The organism is Pseudoalteromonas sp. SWYJZ98, from assembly GCF_015864495.1.
Classification (GTDB): domain Bacteria; phylum Pseudomonadota; class Gammaproteobacteria; order Enterobacterales; family Alteromonadaceae; genus Pseudoalteromonas; species Pseudoalteromonas distincta.
In genome coordinates this window covers 103,710-120,314 of sequence record NZ_JADYXA010000004.1, presented here as the reverse complement: position 1 = coordinate 120,314, position 16,605 = coordinate 103,710, and the positions used below count along the sequence as shown (strand labels likewise).

Sequence of the window (16,605 nt, the reverse complement as noted above, 5' to 3'; positions counted from 1 at the left end):
TACATACTACGCCTATACAAAAAACGTTTCAACGTCTAGATGGCTAAAATAATGCATTTTATTGCAATTTATCGCTATGAATCTCGAAAATATTAGAGTTGGTAATGATAAAAGTCATTTTAAAACTGGTTTGATGAGTTTTAGATGAGTTTGCTTCATGTTGTATTTTAAATATAACGATTGCTGTGTATTTTAGCTCAGCGTGAGTTTTAACCATGTTGATAACGGTATGAGGTGAGATTTGTTGAATGCATAATTTAGATTGTGGTTTAAAAGCTAGAGTCGTTTTGCCTTATAGCTTAAGTTTAGCTCAATGGGTGAGTATATGCGTAGTACCAAAGCCAGCGACCTACTCGCTGGCTCTTTTTATAAGGGTTTATTAATTAGTAATATGGCTTCTTTGGCAGTAACAGGTTTTGATTTTAAAAAGCCTTGGCCATAGTCGCACGCGGTGGATTGCAAAATAGTTAATTGCTCAACTGTTTCTATTCCTTCAGCTACAACTTCAAGTTTTAATGATTGCGCAAGTGATAAAATGGCTTCAACAAGTGGGTTAGTAGAATCCTGTAGATGGTCAATAAAGCTTTTATCTATTTTTAAAATATGAATAGGCAGTTGGTGCAAGTAGCCTAGTGCTGAATAACCTGTTCCAAAATCATCAAGGCATAATTTTACTTTTAAAGGTGAAAGACCTTCAATTATTTGAGTGGCGAGTTCTAGATTTTCTATTAAGCCAGATTCGGTAATTTCTAAGCATAAAGAACCTAGAGGTAATTGGTACTTATTATAAATGGAATGTATTTGCGCTACAAAATCGAGGCTTGCAAAGTGTCGTGACGATACGTTAACGGTGACTTTTAAAAAGCGATGGCCTTGTTGGTGCCAATTTGAAATATGCTGGGCCGCCAAATCAAGTAAATGTAAATCAAGATTTATAATTTGCCCTGTAGTTTCAGCTATCGGTATAAAGTCATTAGGGGGTACAAACCCTTTTGTAGGGTGGTGCCAACGAACAAGTGCTTCAAAGCCGATAACTTCACTGGTATTAATTGTAAAAATTGGCTGAAAATAGAGTTCAAACTCGTTGTGTTCAATACCGTGTTGTAAGTCGTTTTCTATATCGGCATGGGTTTTAAGTTTTTTACGCATCGTGTTATTAAAAAACTTTACCTGACCACGTCCGGTGGATTTTGCTTCATACATAGCAGCATCAGCTTGTTGCAGTAATATATAAGCTTTGTCGTTTACGTTATCTGTATAGGCAACCCCAATACTCGTTGATGCTTGGAGTAAGTGGTTATCTATATTTAAAGGTTTTGATAATGCGTTTTTAATGCGGTTTAAAGCTTCATTAACTTGGTTTTTATGCGTGATGTTTTCCATAAAAATTGCAAATTCATCGCCGCCTAAACGTGCAAATGTATCCGTGCTTCGTACTGTACCTTTAATCAAGTCGCATATTTTTATAAGGAAGTGGTCCCCAACTTCATGCCCGAGCGAATCATTAATACTTTTAAAACGGTCAAAGTCTAGATACAACAGGGCATGGCTAGTACTCTTTTTAGCACGCGTTAAACGTAAAATAGCATGCTTTATTCTCTCAATGAGTAATGAGCGGTTAGCAAGGCCGGTAAGCTCGTCATGCAATGCTTTATGCTCGAGCTCTTGTCGGGCTAGTTGTCTATCAATTGCCATACTTATTTGGCGACTTACGTAAGTTAGAAGAGCGCTGTCGTGTTCGTTGTATTGCAGTGTTTTATCGTAGCTTTGTACAACAATAACACCGCTTATACGATCACTTGTTTTAAATGGAACACCCAACCAAGACTCTGATTGTCTGCCTACCATTTTAAAATCACCGTTATCTATATGACTTTGAAAGGCATCTTTATTGAGTAATAAGGTTTGCTCTGTTTGCAGTAGGTAATATGAAGCAGTGTCTTTTAGCTGTTCTTTAGATATTTTTTGATGTGTTTTGGTGTTTATGCCTTCTTCGACTATATAAACAAGGTCAAGTATATCTACTTTTTTGTCATATAAAGCGATAAAAAAGTTATCAGCACGAAGTAAGTTATTGATAATTGAATGCAAGGCTTCAAAGAAGGTATCTAAGTCGTTAGCTTTGTAGGTTAGGTTGGCTATTTGTAATAAGCTATTTTCTAATTTTTGTGCGTTGTTAAGTTGCTCAACTGTTTTTTGTAAGTTATTTACCGTATTTACCTGGTTAATTTTAGCACTGAGTAAGTGGGCAACTGTTGTAAGAATTTCAAGGTGTGCGTTTGTAAAGTAGCCTTTAATAGGGTGCTCACAATCAATAACACCTAAAACTTGTTCTTTATATATAAGAGGGACGCATAGTTCTGATTGGGCAGGGCGCTCATCTGCGATATAACGGCTATCTTTTGTTACATCATCGATAACTACGGCTTTACCAGTTGTGGCTACAGCCCCAGTAATTCCTTCACTAAAACGTATTACTTTACGTTCGGCTTGATATTTATCACGGGCGTGAGCAATACCCATCGATGCAACTTGATTTAATGTATAAGCATTGTTATCGGCAAGGTAAATAACGCAATCAACAAATCCTAAACGGTTAACAACGTGCGTTGTAACATACTCAAATAGCTCGTCTAGTGTGTCTAGTTGCAATAGGCTAGATGAAAATTGATTAATGATACTTAGTTGATCAGTTTTTATCTCAAGCGCTCTAGTAGCATCAGTTTTATAAGACATAGGCAATTTATATTGTTCTTTTTATTTTTAAATTCGCAGTTAAGTTAACCTAATTTTGGGTTTTTGTACAAATTAAAGCGATGAGTGGTTTCATACACTGTAAAGTTTTAATATAGCGAGTTTTAATTAATCATAAATCATTACAATAAGCTAATAACATTGAATTTGCTCATTGTGCTTTAAATAGTACCTCAGTAATTTTATCCATATAAAAACTTTATTTTTAATAAAATCTTTACTCGAAAACATCATATGCCTATGATCGGATAAATTCAGCCGTGGAACAAAGTAATGACAAGTAATAATACAAACTCTGTAACAACCCTTACTATCACTCGCCCTGATGACTGGCATGTACATTTACGTGATGGTGACCAGTTAAAAGACACTGTACGCGATATTAGCAGATACATGGGCCGCGCTATTGTTATGCCAAACCTTGTTCCGCCAGCAACGTGCACAGATACGGCATTGTCGTACAGAGAACGCATTATGTCTGCAAATCCACAAGGCAACTTTGAGCCATTAATGGTTTTGTATCTCACGGATAAAACTACACCAGATGAAATAATAAAAGCTAAAGCGACAGGTAAAATAGTAGCAGCTAAGCTTTACCCTGCTGGCGCTACCACTAATTCTGACTCGGGTGTTACATCAGTAAAAAATATTTATCCAGTTTTAAAAGCAATGCAAGAAGTAGGCATGTTGCTGTTAGTGCATGGGGAAGTGACAGATTCGTCGATTGATATTTTTGACCGTGAAAAAGTATTTCTGGATACAATTTTAGGAGATGTAGTAAATGACTTTCCTGAGCTTAAAATTGTACTCGAGCATATTACGACTAAAGATGCAGTAGAGTTTGTTGTTAATGCACCTAGCAATGTAGCGGCAACAATTACAGCGCATCATTTGCTTTATAACCGCAATCATATGTTAGCGGGTGGAATTCGCCCACATTATTACTGTTTACCAATTCTCAAGCGTAACATTCACCAGCAAGCATTAATGGCTGCAGCAATAAGTGGAAATAAAAAATTCTTTTTAGGAACTGACTCTGCACCACATTATAAAGATAAAAAAGAAGCTGCTTGTGGGTGTGCTGGTGCATACACGGCTCATGCCGCTATTGAATTATATGCTGAAGCATTTGAGGATGCAGGAGCTTTGGACATGCTTGAAGGGTTTGCAAGCCACTTTGGCCCTGATTTTTACGAATTGCCGCGTAATACAGATACAATTACATTACAAAGAAAGCCGTGGAAAGTACCTGCAAGTTATACATTGGGCGACTCTGAAGTTGTGCCTATAAAAGCTGAAAATACAATGGATTGGTCTGTCGAATAACCAATAATATATTTAAATCTAAAGCCGCTTAATTTTTAATGCGGCTTTTTTGTTTGTGCTTTTGATATTATTGAGGCGTAATTCGATGACAGGGTGGTTGTAGGTGGCTTTTGATCTCGCTTACAGCAATAAATATTACAATAATACTTATAGTTTTTGCTTGTAAATTAGTCAGTTAAAGGCGATTTAAAACAAATTTATATTTTTAAGAAATAATTCCTAATTAATAGAGCGAAAAAAAATATAATGTGTTAATCTTACCTTGCTTTGAGTTTTTATGTATTGAATTTACGGATATTGTGCTGCGTTTAAGGTTACCGGTTAGGTTATTACTTGTTCCTGTACTGTACCTCCATATTTTTGAGCATTGACTCAGGGAGGATATTGCCATAATAATATGGCTGAATTTTAATTATTGACTTACAGGAAAATTTAGTATGTCGGTTACTGGTAAAGTAAAGTTTTTCAACGAAGCTAAAGGCTTTGGTTTCATTGAACAAGAAAATGGTCCTGACGTGTTTGTACATTTCAGCGCAATCACTGGTTCTGGTTTTCGCACTCTTAGCGAAGGTCAAGCAGTGACATTCAGCATCAAACAAGGTCAAAAAGGCCCTGAAGCTGAGAACGTAGAAGCAGCATAATTTATTATGTGAACTCTAGTTCATCTTGGTGAAGCAGGTTTCTGTTTCACCATAATTCCCCTTCCTTAAATCTATTTATTTCATACCTCAAATTCTCCTTTTTTTAAACTTAAAAAACTACTCAAACATTCTATCTTTGCAAAGCTAAACAACTAATAATCTAACGGACAAAACAATCCTCTAATACTTTTAAAAACCATTCATAAGAATTTATTCAATGGGCCTGATACCAGCTTAAATAAAATCGATGCTCAATATCAATCCATGCAAATTCTGTTTCAAGCTTACTCTGTGTGACGAAGGCTACTCATTGATAAGGGCTTCTAGGTGCTTCTATTACTTTATTATGTGAACGTAAAGCTTCATTTATAGTGTATTACTAATAAAGTAGGGTAACTCTTCATGATTAACTTAATTACTGAATTAACCTTAACGTTAAAATAGTATTAAAGAATACTTTAAAGCGGTAAATACAACCTGTTTAATTATCAAAAGCTTTTATGCTGCTAAAAGAAATGCATTGTTGAGTTTATTATTACTATTTATGGAAAAACACGTTTTAAAATAGTTTTAAAAGTAACGTATATAAAGCGTGAGTATCCGATATTAAATATTATCCAGTGTTGTTTTTTTGTGCGACAAATGGTTTGTTTTTTCAGATGAAGTGTAACTGAGGTGATAAAACACGATAAAATCGTGTAAAAAATAACTTTTGTTATATCAATTTATATTTTTTTTAGTTTTTTTTCAGTGCGAATTCAGCTTTAGCTAAATGTTGCAATAATGTTGTTTTATGTCAGTGCAATGCGAATAAATACACCCCTTAAAAGGCTTTAATAGAAATATTAAGAAAAAGCTTCGTTGCAATAATGTTAACTGTTGTGGGCTGGTACTTTCGTTTAAGCATTAACTTAGCTATTTATTTACTGAGATTAGTAAACATCAAGTTGACAGCGCTAATTGCATTTAGCATTATTGGAAGGTTGATATCTATTAAAAGATATCAGGGTTGTTCTCCTCGGAGGATAATTAAATTATAAAAGTAACATTACTTAATTGGTTGGGAACTATGTCTGTTAAAATCAGAAAGAGTCTTGTAGCAACTGCGTTGGTTGGCGCATTTGCATTTGCAAGCAGCAATGTGATTGCAGATCCTTTGAATGACGTGCAAAAAGCAGGTCAACAAATTCAAAAGGCTGCGGTTAAGTCTCAAACTAAAATTGACAATGTATATGGTCAAACTCAGGAGCTAATCGCTGAGTACCGTAGCGTTGTTGATGAGACTGAACTTATGAAAGTGTATAACGATCACGTGTCGCGCTTGGTTGATAGCCAAAACGCTTCAATTGAATCGTTTGATCGTCAAATCGCGACTATTGATAACACTAAACAAAACGTTGTGCCTTTGATGTATCGCATGATCGATACGCTTGAGCAATTCATCAAAGCGGACGTTCCATTTAATCTTGAAACGCGTTTAGGACGTGTTGAAAGACTACGTGAGATCATGGTTTCTGCGTCTGTAACGACGTCTGAAAAATTCCGTCAAGTACTTGAAGCTTACACTATTGAAACAGCATACAGCTCTCTTGTATCTGCTTCACAAGGTACTCTAGAAGTTGATGGTAAAAGCATTAACGTTGATATCGGTCAGTTAGGTCGTATCACTTACGTTGCTCAGTCTTTTGACTTGAAACATGCTTGGGTGTGGGATAACAACACTAAACAGTGGAAAGCATTAGGCGAAGAATACCTAAAACCTGTTAAAGAAGTTATTCGTATGGCGCGTAAGCAAGCGACATTAGAACTTGTTAAACTACCTATCTTTGGCGCGGAGTAATCAATAATGAAGAAACTATTTAAAGGTTTTGCTGTTGCAGCAGTACTAACTGTTTCTGCAGGTACCGCGCTTAATGCACATGCAAATACTGGAGCTCTAGATAAAATTCTTGAGCAAGTAAAGCAAGAGCGTATCTCTGAAGGTAAAATCAATAAGCAACGTGAGCAAGAGTTCTTATCAGAACGTGCTGACAAGCAAGCATTACTTAACAAAGCTAAAAGCCAACTTGCTTCTGAGAAGTCTCGTGGTGAAAGCTTAGCTAAGCAATATGCACAAAACGAAAATACGCTAGCTGAAAAAGAAGCAGCTCTTCAAAGTGCCCAAGGTACTTTAGGTGAGATGTTTGGTGTTGTACGTCGTGCAGCTCAAGATGCTATCGGTTCTATCGAAGCGTCACTAGTTAGTGCTGAAAAACCAGGTCGTGCTGAAATCTTACGTTCGTTAGCCGCTGCTAAAGAACTTCCTACAGTTCGCGAACTTGAAGAACTTTGGATTTCACTTCAAACTGAAATGACAGAATCAGCTAAAGTTTCAACTTTTGAAACTGAAGTTGCTGGTCTTGACGGTAACCCGTCAATGAAAAAAGTAACACGTATCGGTAACTTTAACTTAGTTACAGACGATGGTTACTTAATTTATTCACCAGAGACTAAGTCTATCCAGCCTCTAGGTAAGCAACCAGACGGTTATATCTTAGACGGTATCACGGCTCTAGAAAATACATCACCAGATAACTACGCTGGTGTTTACATAGATCCGACTCGTGGTGCTATCTTACGTATCAACACTCAAAAAGCGACCCTTATGGAATACTTCCATCAAGGTGGCGTAGTTGGTTATATCATCACGGCTTTACTTGGCCTAGGTATGCTAATTACTCTAATCCGCTTTGTTGACCTTACACTTACTACTAGTAAGATTAAGAGCCAGCTTAAAAATGTTGCTACACCGAATACAAATAACCCACTGGGTCGTATTCTTAAAGTGTACCATGACAACAAGAACCAAGATGTTGAAAACCTTGAGCTTAAACTTGATGAAGCGATTCTACGTGAAACGCCACGCATTGAAGCTGGTATCAATATAATTAAGATTCTTGCTGCAATCGCACCGTTACTAGGTCTACTAGGTACAGTAATCGGTATGATCTTAACGTTCCAAACAATCACATTGTTCGGTACGGGTGATCCGAAGATCATGGCAGGTAACATCTCTCTAGCACTTGTAACTACAGCGCTAGGTCTAATTGCTGCATTACCACTAATTCTACTTCATGCTCTTGTAGCTGGTCGTAGTAAGTCGGTATTACACATCCTTGATGAGCAAAGCGCGGGTATCGTTGCTACTCACGCGGAGAAGGAGAAAGCCTAATGCTAGTCCTGATGGAGATATGGGAATCTATCAGGGATTTTGTTGGCACAGGCGGCCAGGTTTTATACGTGGTCGCGATAGCACTCTTTCTTATGTGGGTTTTAATGATTGAGCGCTATTGGTTCCTACTTGCAGAATTTCCTCGCACAGCGAAAGAAATTGTAGCAAAGTGGGATGCCCGCCAAGACACTACGTCTTGGTACGCACACAGAATCCGTGAAGCATGGATTTCTGAAGCGTCTGAAAAATTAGATCAGCGTATGTTGTTGATTAAGACATTAGTAGCTGTTTGTCCTTTAATAGGCTTACTTGGTACTGTTACTGGTATGATCTCGGTTTTTGAAACCATGGCCAACCAGGGTACGGGTAACGCACGTTTAATGGCATCAGGTATTTCAATGGCAACAATCCCAACAATGGCTGGAATGGTTGCGGCATTATCTGGAGTATTTTTTAGCTCACGTCTTGAGACAAAAGCTAAAATGGTGAAAGCCAAACTTATTGATAGTATGCCTCATCACTAGAGAGAGAATTAAATATGGCACGTAAACAACGTTTTCGTGAAGAAGAAGAAGCAGCGGTTGATATGACGCCAATGCTTGACATCGTATTTATCATGCTTATTTTCTTTATCGTAACTACATCGTTCGTTAAAGAGGCTGGTATCGAGGTCAATAAACCTAAAGCGGCTCAAGCTACTAAGCAAAAAAATGCTAACATTTTTATTGCTATTCGTAGTAACGGCGAGATCTGGATTGATAAACAGCAGGTTGATGTTGAACGTATTTCAGCAAAAATCGAAAGTTTATTAGCAGAACAACCTACTGAAGTTGTAATTTTGCAAGCTGATAAAGAAGCAAAACACGGCGTAGTGGTTAAAGTTATGGACCAGATTAAAGCGACGGGTGATAACCTGAGAATTTCAATAGCTGGAGATCAGTAATGATTCGTTTTCTGTTTTCACTGATTGCAGGTGGGGCAGTTACTTTCGGCTTGTTCTACTTCATGGCATTCCTCATCTCTGGTGGGGCTGACCGTAATACGGAACAAAAAGAGCAGATCATAGTCGAAATAATGACGAATCCGCCTGAATCTAAGGTGCAGGAGAGGAAGCGTGTACCGCCTCCTCCTCCGCCACCGCCAAAGCAGCCGCCTAAACCGCAGCCGCCACAGCCGGAAAATAATAATCCAAATCCTGGTGCTATGTCATTTAATATGGGAAGCATTGATGTTGGTAGTTCGGCAGGTGGACTAAGTGGTCCTGGTGCATTTGGACGAGATGGTGATGCGACACCTATCGTTCGTATAGAACCAAAATATCCAACGCAAGCAGCACGTGATGGTAAAGAAGGTTGGGTTCAACTTTCATTCACAATTGATGAGCTAGGTGGAGTAACTGACGTTGAAGTAATTGACGCAGATCCGAAACGTATCTTTGACCGTGAAGCTAAACGTGCACTGCGTAAGTGGAAGTACCGTCCTAAGATCATTGACGGAAAACCACAGAAACAACCAGGTTTACAAGTTCAATTAGACTTTAAACTTAACCAAGGCAATTAAGGAGGCGAGTAATGAGAAATTTTTCTAAAGTAACTGCTCTTGCAATTCTTATGTCTGTGTCGGGTGCTACTTTAAGTGCATCTGTTTTAGCAGCGCCGGATTACGCAAAGATTGAAGAGCGTAAAAAAGCAAAAACTAAAATCATGGGCGAGCGTACTGGTAAAAAAGTAATTAAAGCATTTGATTTGTACAACGAAGAAAAAGTTGATGAAGCAATTGTTTTGCTTAGAGAAATCGAGCCTTCGAATGACTTTGATAAAGCGACCGTAAATCGTTACTTAGGTAGCATGTACGCTCAAAAAGAAAAGTATGACGAAGCGATCAAGTACTCTAAGCAAGCCGTTGCACCTGATGTTTTAAACTTTGCTGATCAAGAACAAACTCTTAAGTTGTTAGGTGACTTATACGCTGGTACAGAAAAGTTCCAAGAAGCTAAAAAAGCATATGTAGCTTGGATGGACTTTACCGGTGAAGAGGACCCTACGGTTTATACACGTATTGCTCAAGCTAACTATCAGTTAGAGCAATACCGTGATGTTTTTGAACCAGCAGATAAGGCAATAAAACTTCAAAAAGAGCCTAACAAAGGCCCTTACCAATTAAAACTTGGCGCATACTTTGAGCTTAAAGATTATGCAAACATGGTTAAAATTGGCGAAGAAATTGTTCGTGTATGGCCTGATGATAAAAAAGCTTGGGTTAGCTTAGGTAAGTATTACCTACAAACTGAAGATTATTCTAAAGGTTTAGCAACTATGGAAGTTGCATACAAGAATGGTTACTTTGAAAATGAAGTTGAGTATAAAGTCTTATCTAACTTTTACTCTCTAAATGAGATCCCTTATAAAGCAGCTGTAACGCTAGAAAAGGCCATTAAGAGTGAAAAAGTAAAACGTACAAAGCAGAATGTTAGCGCGATTGCGAGTAATTACCATCGTTCTAAAGATTTAGAAAAAGCTGCTAAGTACTACGAAGATGCTGCTAAATTTGATGACGACGCTGAGCTTTACCGCAAAGCAGGTTCATTACTTTTACAATCTGAAAAATTCAGTGCTGCTATTGTTCGCTTGAACAAAGCATTAGAGCTTGGCTCTGACAAAAAAGGCACAATTTATTCAGATTTAGCTGAAGCGTATTACTACCAAGGTAAGTATAAGCAAGCATATGCTGCAATTACTAAAGCTATGGATGACCCTCGCACACGTAAGTTTGCAAAAGGTTGGTCTACATATATTAAAGATAAAGCCGCTCGCAACGGTGTTAAAATTTAATTTTAATTAGCTTAAGCAACTTATAAAAAGCCCCTCTGGGGCTTTTTTTATTGGAACTACTATGTATAAAAAGCTCTTTTTATCATCACTACTGTGCCTATTTTTAGCTGCATGTTCAAAGCAGCCTCAACCTTATGAGTCGTTTGAGGACGCACAAGTCGCTTTAAAAGCTTTAAACATGGCGCTTGTACAAACAGGTGCTACTAAAGGCAATAACATTGAAAAAGATCAATTGGTTTTCTCTGATGCTTACTTAACAAAACGCCATACTATTTATCAGAGCCTAATGGGTATGGAGCTTAATCTAAATCAAATTGCGCAAGTAAACTATTTGGTAATTGCAGAGCGTTTCCCTGAACGCTACTTTAATTGGCCAGCCCAAGTAAATGTTTTAGAAAACATGCTCGCTTTTGAAGGCTCAAAAAACACACCGGATAATGTTATTACTTGGCTCAAGTTAACCCAAGATACCCTAGACAGTGCTCAACAAAGCAATTTAAAGCTGAACAAGGTTGAACTTACATTGTTACAAAGCTATGTATTAAGTGCGATAGCAAGTAACCATGTTCAACCAGCGCTTAAAAGCCATATAAGAGCTTTTAGCGATTATTTAGCTAGTTATAAGCCAAGAGGAAGTGTGGGTCTAAGAGGTCTGCCAAATGGCACTCAGTGGTATCAGAGCAAACTTAATTACTTTAGTGGCGAAGTACATTCACCGTTAGAATGGGTTACTCTTTTAAACGAAAAAATAAAAGTATTAGATCGTGTTGCATTCGACAGTAAGCTGCCAACTTCTCACCAAAAATCGTTTTTAGTTCAGTATTTATCTGATGAAAAATTAATAGAAGGCTTAGATTGGCAGGCTAACTATCAAGACTTACCTGCAATGGCGAGCGCTATGGATATGTCTAATAAAGATAAAACATTGATGCTTGCGATGATGGAATCAGATATAGGTATTCACTACCATGCGTGGACTTTGCCTCAAGCAAAGGTAAACCTTATAAAGCGCCTACAAATGAGTCCAGAAGAGGCCCAGTACTTGGTTGAAGATATAATTCTCTACCCAGGGCAATCATTTAGCTTTATACAACACATTATATAATGATTTGAAAGTGCGCTTATTGTGCGCACTTTGTACACCGTTGAGTTGCGGGGTCTAGTTCAAGTGACTTAGCTGATATTTTTTCTTCACAATCACAGCAGTAGCCATACTGGCCAATTTCTATTTGACTTAGTGCGGCTTCTAGTTTGGTCATGCGACTGATTAAAAGTGCATACTCAGGGCCTAACTTCTCTGCTGCGCAGTCTAACCATTCATTATTTGCTGTATCAGCTAAAATTTGTATTAAATGGTGATGTGCAGGGTAAGCTGATTTAGAAAGCATGGTTAATATATTTAATTTAACTTGTGCTATTTCATCGTTAAGTCTTTTTTGATGATGCATTATCAGTACAACCTTATTAAATGGGCTTTACGTTATACTGATATTATCTAGAGTCTTTAAGTTAGTCGTTATGATTTGAATCAAGTTGAGGTGCTTTGGCATATTTATTTAATACGCTCGCCACATCTTCTTTACTTTTTAAACGTCTGATTTCGTCAAACAAATCGATAGCTTGCGGGTACTGGCGTTTTAGATAACCAAGCCATTGTTTAGTACGTGAAGCAAAGTATTTTTCATCCTTCGCGGGGTCTTGATGAATAGCTGAGTGAATTAAGTGATAAATAATATGCTCCCACTCAAGGCTATCATATTGCTCATTATTTACATGAGCTTTAATTTTTTTTGCTAAATCAGGGTGCGAAAGGGCGCCACGACCAAGCATTAAATCAGTGCACCCACTTCGTTTTTGACAAAGCATTGCGTCCTCTACTTGCCAAATTTCACCATTGGCAACAACGGCAATATTCTTACCTTTTATTATTGGTGGAATTTTTTCCCAATAAGCTGGCGGGTTATAACCATCTCGTTTGGTTCTGGCGTGAATAGCTACACTATTTGCACCTGCACTTACCACAGCATCAACAATTTCTTGGCTGTTACTGTCATCATCAAAGCCTAAGCGAATTTTTGCACTTACTTCATGTTCATCATCTACAGCATCTCGGACTGCTTTAATAATCGTATACATATGGTCAGGGTCTTTAAGCAGTACAGCCCCCCCTCGGCTACGATTAACTGTTTTTGCTGGGCAACCAAAATTTAGGTCGACCCCATGGGACCCTAATGCGATTGCTCTTATTGCATTTTCGGCTAACGGATTTGCTTCTTGACCGAGTAATTGAACACGCACAGGAGTACCTGCTCGTGTAAATCCATTATTATGTAGTTCAGGGCAAAATCGATGAAAAACTTTGTCAGGTAAGCATGTTTCAACCACTCTTACAAACTCTGTGACGCACAAATCGAACCCACCAATGTCTGTGAGTAATTGGCGCATTTTAAAATCAACGACACCTTCCATAGGCGCTAAAACAAGTTTCATAAAGAGATTAATTTTGATAAAAAACTGGAGGCATAGTTTACCTGTAAATCACACATTGATAAATCTGTAATTACCGCCCATATTTGATGTATAAATTGCAAAAGTAAATATTATGAAAATAAATGAAAGTTTTTATTTTTGTACGGGTCTACTTAAGCATACAAGCAATTTAAAAATACATTTTTATTGCTGAGATTTACAATCCTTGATTAAAGAGAGTCATAAAATGAATACAGTTAAAAAAAATACAATCGCGTTAACTTTAGGTGCAGTAGTAGTTGGCTCTGCAAGTTTTGTATCTGCAGATGTACAAGCTAACCCATTTGAGTTTCAACAACTAGTAACAGGTTACCAATTAGATGCTGCAGAAGGTAAGTGCGGTGAAGGCAAATGTGGCGGTGACGCAAAAGATAAAAAAGAAGGTAAATGCGGCGAAGGCAAATGTGGTGGCGACGCAAAAGATAAAAAAGAAGGCAAATGCGGCGAAGGCAAATGTGGCGGCGATGCAAAAGGTAAAAAAGAAGGTAAATGCGGCGAAGGCAAATGTGGTGGCGACGCAAAAGATAAAAAAGAAGGTAAATGCGGCGAAGGTAAGTGTGGCGGCGATGCAAAAGACGCAAAAGCTAAAACAGAAGGCAAATGTGGTGAAGGTAAATGTGGCGGCGACGCTAAAAAAACTAAAAAAGAAGGTAAGTGCGGCGAAGGTAAATGTGGTGGCCGTTAATATCTTATTCTAAATAAGTTATGCTAAAAGGGCCCTAAGGCCCTTTTTTGTTAAGTTAGAGGTAGTTATGATACAAACTCAAAGTAAAGATTTTGGGATGGTGGGCCTTGGCCTACGACGAGAAATGCTTGATGAGCTGCTTGAGCATGTACCTAATCAAGTAGACTTTTTAGAAGTTGCGCCAGAGAACTGGTTAAAACTGGGTGGACGCTTTAAAAAGCAATTTAAAACATTAACCGATGCTAATAATTTTGTGTGTCATGGATTATCACTGTCTATCGGTTCTCCCGAACCTCTTGATGTTGAATTTGTTAAGTCTTTAAAAGTTTTTTTTGAAGAGCACAATATAAAAATTTTTAGTGAGCACTTAAGTTACTGCTCCGGTACAGGGCATATGTATGACTTAATGCCCATTCCATTTACACAAGATGCTATAGCACATGTTGTTCCTCGTATTAAACAAGTTCAATACATACTAGAGCAGCAAATTGCGATAGAAAATGTTTCCTATTATGGCGCGCCTGGACAGCAATTATCAGAACTTGAATTTACGAATATTATTTTAGAGCAAGCTGACTGCAAACTTTTACTTGATGTGAATAACATTTATGTTAATTCGATAAATCATGGCTACAACGCGCAAGCATTTTTAACTGGGTTACCTTCTAATCGTATAGCCTATGGGCATGTTGCTGGCCATTATAATGAGGCTGATGACTTAATTGTTGATACACATGGCGCTGATGTGATTGATCCTGTTTGGGAGCTACTCGATAAAGCATACGAAGTGCATGGCGTATTTCCAACCTTGCTTGAGCGCGATTTTAATATTCCTACCATGAATGTTTTAACCAAAGAGTTAGATATAATTCATGATCTACAGGCTAAACACTTTGATTCAACTGTTTCAAAACAACGAGCTTAATATAAGCCTTTATCAACATTAAAAGAGTGCCTAGTTATGAGCTTTATTGAAATACAAAACGAATTTATGGCGCATATTCGCGAGCCTCAAAAAAATAAAAAGCCCAGCGGTATCGAAGACAGGCGTATGGCTATTTATCGCGACCTATTTTTTAATAACATTGAAGGTTTTATATCATCAGGTTTTCCGGTATTAAAAACGTTATATACCCAGAAGCAATGGCAAGCCCTCGTACGCCAGTTTTTTAGCGAATATGATTGTCATTCGCCGTACTTTTTAGACATAGCAGGGGAGTTTATTAATTACTTATCAAGTGATTATAAAATGAAAAAATACGATCCCGTGTTTATGCTAGAGCTTGCCCATTATGAATGGGTAGAGCTAGATGTATCCATTGCACACGAAGATGAGCAAGAGAAAAAATTACAAACAACAGCGCTCACTAGTTCAGCTTTATATTTATCGAAAACGGCAAGAAATTTAAGTTATCAATTTCCGGTTCAAAATATTAGCAATCGCTTTAAACCAAAAGAGCCATCACCTCAGCCTAATTATTTTGTTGTATATAGAGATGAAGATGATGACGTTCAATTTCTGGCTACGAATGCGATGACAGCTTTGCTATTGTCAATCATAGAGGCAAGCGAAGGCGCGACATTTGACAACGTCTGCCAACAGGTATTAGCTCATGCACCACAATTTAATGCAGAGCAAATTACTCAAGGTGCACTGGTTACTCTTAATGCTATGGTTGAACGAGGAGTAATTGTGACAAAAAATCAAGACTAAGGTCTTTATTGATGATTTTACATCGTCTATTATGGCAGCCTTATTTGCCGTGCTTAATAAAAGGTTGTACCAATGTCAGATGATAAAGACTTTAAAGATCCGTTCAACGCTACTTACTTTCTTGCTTTTTTAGCTGTATTTGCAGGGATTGGTTGTTTAAATGCAATATTAGGCTGGATCACTAGCTTAACGTAAAATGTATAGCGTGTATTAAGGCTGTTGCTAACTTCAGCCTTGAACCACTTTATTTTAATTACCCCGTCCATATTTAATACTTCTTTTATAATAACGCCAAACTCGCAATTAAAGGTTAGTTAAGGTTATAATCACCTGCTTTGTAATATAAACAATTGAGCAGTTAAAATTATGACTCAAGTAACACCAGCAATTATCAAAAACAGCATAACTACAATTGCTGATTATCCAAAAGCGGGCATTATGTTTCGCGATGTAACCACTTTAATGGCAAATCCAGAAGCCTTTAAAGCAACTATTGACGCGTTTATCGCAGAATATAAAGATCAGGGCTTTACTAAAATCATAGGCACAGAATCACGTGGTTTTATTTTTGGTGCGCCATTGTCTTACGCGTTAGGCATTCCGTTTATTCCAGTACGTAAACCAGGTAAGTTACCACGCGAAGTTATTCGCCAAGATTACTTACTTGAGTACGGTGAAGACACGCTAGAACTGCATGTAGATGCAATTGTACCAGGCGACAAAGTATTACTAGTTGATGACCTATTAGCAACTGGTGGCACAATTGAAGCCACTGCTAAGTTAGTTAATAAACTAGGTGGCGAAGCCACAGATGCAGCATTTGTTGTATCACTACCAGAACTTGGTGGCGAGCAGCGCATCAAAAAAATGGGTATTAAAATCCTAAAATTGGTTGAATTCGAAGGCGAGTAATC

17 protein-coding genes are annotated in these 16,605 nt (G+C 37.7%); 14 read left to right on the top strand and 3 right to left on the bottom strand.

Translation table 11 applies throughout. From position 1 onward, the window contains the following. Nucleotides 1-366 precede the first annotated feature (366 nt). Nucleotides 367-2,736, bottom strand: coding sequence for a sensor domain-containing phosphodiesterase (locus I6F10_RS04660; RefSeq protein ID WP_197098508.1), 2,370 nt, complete (start codon nucleotides 2,734-2,736; stop codon nucleotides 367-369). Nucleotides 2,737-3,027: 291 nt separating this feature from the next. Between I6F10_RS04660 and pyrC the strand changes: the two genes are divergently transcribed. From pyrC to I6F10_RS04615, 9 genes are all read left to right on the top strand, one after another. After that, on the top strand, nucleotides 3,028-4,080 hold the full coding sequence (gene pyrC, locus I6F10_RS04655) for a dihydroorotase (RefSeq protein WP_024595527.1): 1,053 nt from the start codon (nucleotides 3,028-3,030) through the stop codon (nucleotides 4,078-4,080). Nucleotides 4,081-4,517: 437 nt separating this feature from the next. Further along, complete coding sequence (locus I6F10_RS04650) at nucleotides 4,518-4,721, top strand: cold-shock protein (RefSeq protein WP_002961702.1); 204 nt, start codon at nucleotides 4,518-4,520, stop codon at nucleotides 4,719-4,721. 1,069 nt (nucleotides 4,722-5,790) lie between these two features. Further along, nucleotides 5,791-6,561: a DUF3450 domain-containing protein gene (locus I6F10_RS04645; RefSeq protein WP_165742764.1), complete on the top strand. Its 771-nt coding sequence runs from the start codon at nucleotides 5,791-5,793 to the stop codon at nucleotides 6,559-6,561. A gap of 6 nt (nucleotides 6,562-6,567) precedes the next feature. Continuing rightward, nucleotides 6,568-7,932, top strand: coding sequence for a MotA/TolQ/ExbB proton channel family protein (locus I6F10_RS04640; RefSeq protein WP_002961707.1), 1,365 nt, complete (start codon nucleotides 6,568-6,570; stop codon nucleotides 7,930-7,932). Continuing rightward, a complete protein-coding gene (locus I6F10_RS04635) occupies nucleotides 7,932-8,456 on the top strand; it encodes a MotA/TolQ/ExbB proton channel family protein (protein WP_002961709.1) in 525 nt (174 codons plus the stop codon). Before I6F10_RS04640 ends, I6F10_RS04635 begins: the two co-directional genes overlap by 1 nt. Nucleotides 8,457-8,470: 14 nt before the next feature. Continuing rightward, nucleotides 8,471-8,875 carry an ExbD/TolR family protein gene (locus tag I6F10_RS04630; protein WP_002961710.1) on the top strand — a complete coding sequence of 135 codons (405 nt, stop codon included), beginning with the start codon at nucleotides 8,471-8,473 and terminating at the stop codon, nucleotides 8,873-8,875. After that, nucleotides 8,875-9,492, top strand: coding sequence for an energy transducer TonB (locus I6F10_RS04625; protein WP_007583869.1), 618 nt, complete (start codon nucleotides 8,875-8,877; stop codon nucleotides 9,490-9,492). The genes I6F10_RS04630 and I6F10_RS04625 overlap by 1 nt, the downstream gene beginning before the upstream one ends. A gap of 11 nt (nucleotides 9,493-9,503) precedes the next feature. Continuing rightward, complete coding sequence (locus I6F10_RS04620; RefSeq protein ID WP_165742765.1) at nucleotides 9,504-10,763, top strand: tetratricopeptide repeat protein; 1,260 nt, start codon at nucleotides 9,504-9,506, stop codon at nucleotides 10,761-10,763. 61 nt (nucleotides 10,764-10,824) lie between these two features. Then, the gene (locus I6F10_RS04615; protein ID WP_165742766.1) at nucleotides 10,825-11,868 is read left to right on the top strand and encodes a hypothetical protein; all 1,044 of its coding nucleotides are present in this window, start codon (nucleotides 10,825-10,827) and stop codon (nucleotides 11,866-11,868) included. Nucleotides 11,869-11,884: 16 nt separating this feature from the next. On the opposite strand, the gene I6F10_RS04610 is transcribed toward I6F10_RS04615, so the two are convergent. Together I6F10_RS04610 and I6F10_RS04605 are read right to left on the bottom strand one after the other, a co-directional pair. Continuing rightward, complete coding sequence (locus tag I6F10_RS04610; RefSeq protein WP_024603666.1) at nucleotides 11,885-12,211, bottom strand: TraR/DksA family transcriptional regulator; 327 nt, start codon at nucleotides 12,209-12,211, stop codon at nucleotides 11,885-11,887. A gap of 61 nt (nucleotides 12,212-12,272) precedes the next feature. After that, entirely contained in the window at nucleotides 12,273-13,253 is a 981-nt protein-coding gene (locus I6F10_RS04605; protein ID WP_165742767.1) for a tRNA-dihydrouridine synthase, read from the bottom strand. A 226-nt stretch (nucleotides 13,254-13,479) separates the two neighbouring features. Between I6F10_RS04605 and I6F10_RS04600 the strand changes: the two genes are divergently transcribed. From I6F10_RS04600 to apt, 5 genes are all read left to right on the top strand, one after another. Further along, entirely contained in the window at nucleotides 13,480-13,977 is a 498-nt protein-coding gene (locus I6F10_RS04600; RefSeq protein ID WP_024596351.1) for an HvfA family oxazolone/thioamide-modified RiPP metallophore, read from the top strand. 67 nt (nucleotides 13,978-14,044) lie between these two features. Further along, nucleotides 14,045-14,902, top strand: coding sequence for an HvfB family MNIO-type RiPP peptide maturase (locus I6F10_RS04595; RefSeq protein WP_165742768.1), 858 nt, complete (start codon nucleotides 14,045-14,047; stop codon nucleotides 14,900-14,902). A 36-nt stretch (nucleotides 14,903-14,938) separates the two neighbouring features. Next, on the top strand, nucleotides 14,939-15,691 hold the full coding sequence (locus I6F10_RS04590; protein WP_002962300.1) for an HvfC family RiPP maturation protein: 753 nt from the start codon (nucleotides 14,939-14,941) through the stop codon (nucleotides 15,689-15,691). A 72-nt stretch (nucleotides 15,692-15,763) separates the two neighbouring features. Beyond that, nucleotides 15,764-15,886: a hypothetical protein gene (locus tag I6F10_RS20360; RefSeq protein WP_002962301.1), complete on the top strand. Its 123-nt coding sequence runs from the start codon at nucleotides 15,764-15,766 to the stop codon at nucleotides 15,884-15,886. Between the two features lie 171 nt (nucleotides 15,887-16,057). Further along, entirely contained in the window at nucleotides 16,058-16,603 is a 546-nt protein-coding gene (apt, locus tag I6F10_RS04585) for an adenine phosphoribosyltransferase (protein WP_002962303.1), read from the top strand. Nucleotides 16,604-16,605 lie beyond the last annotated feature (2 nt).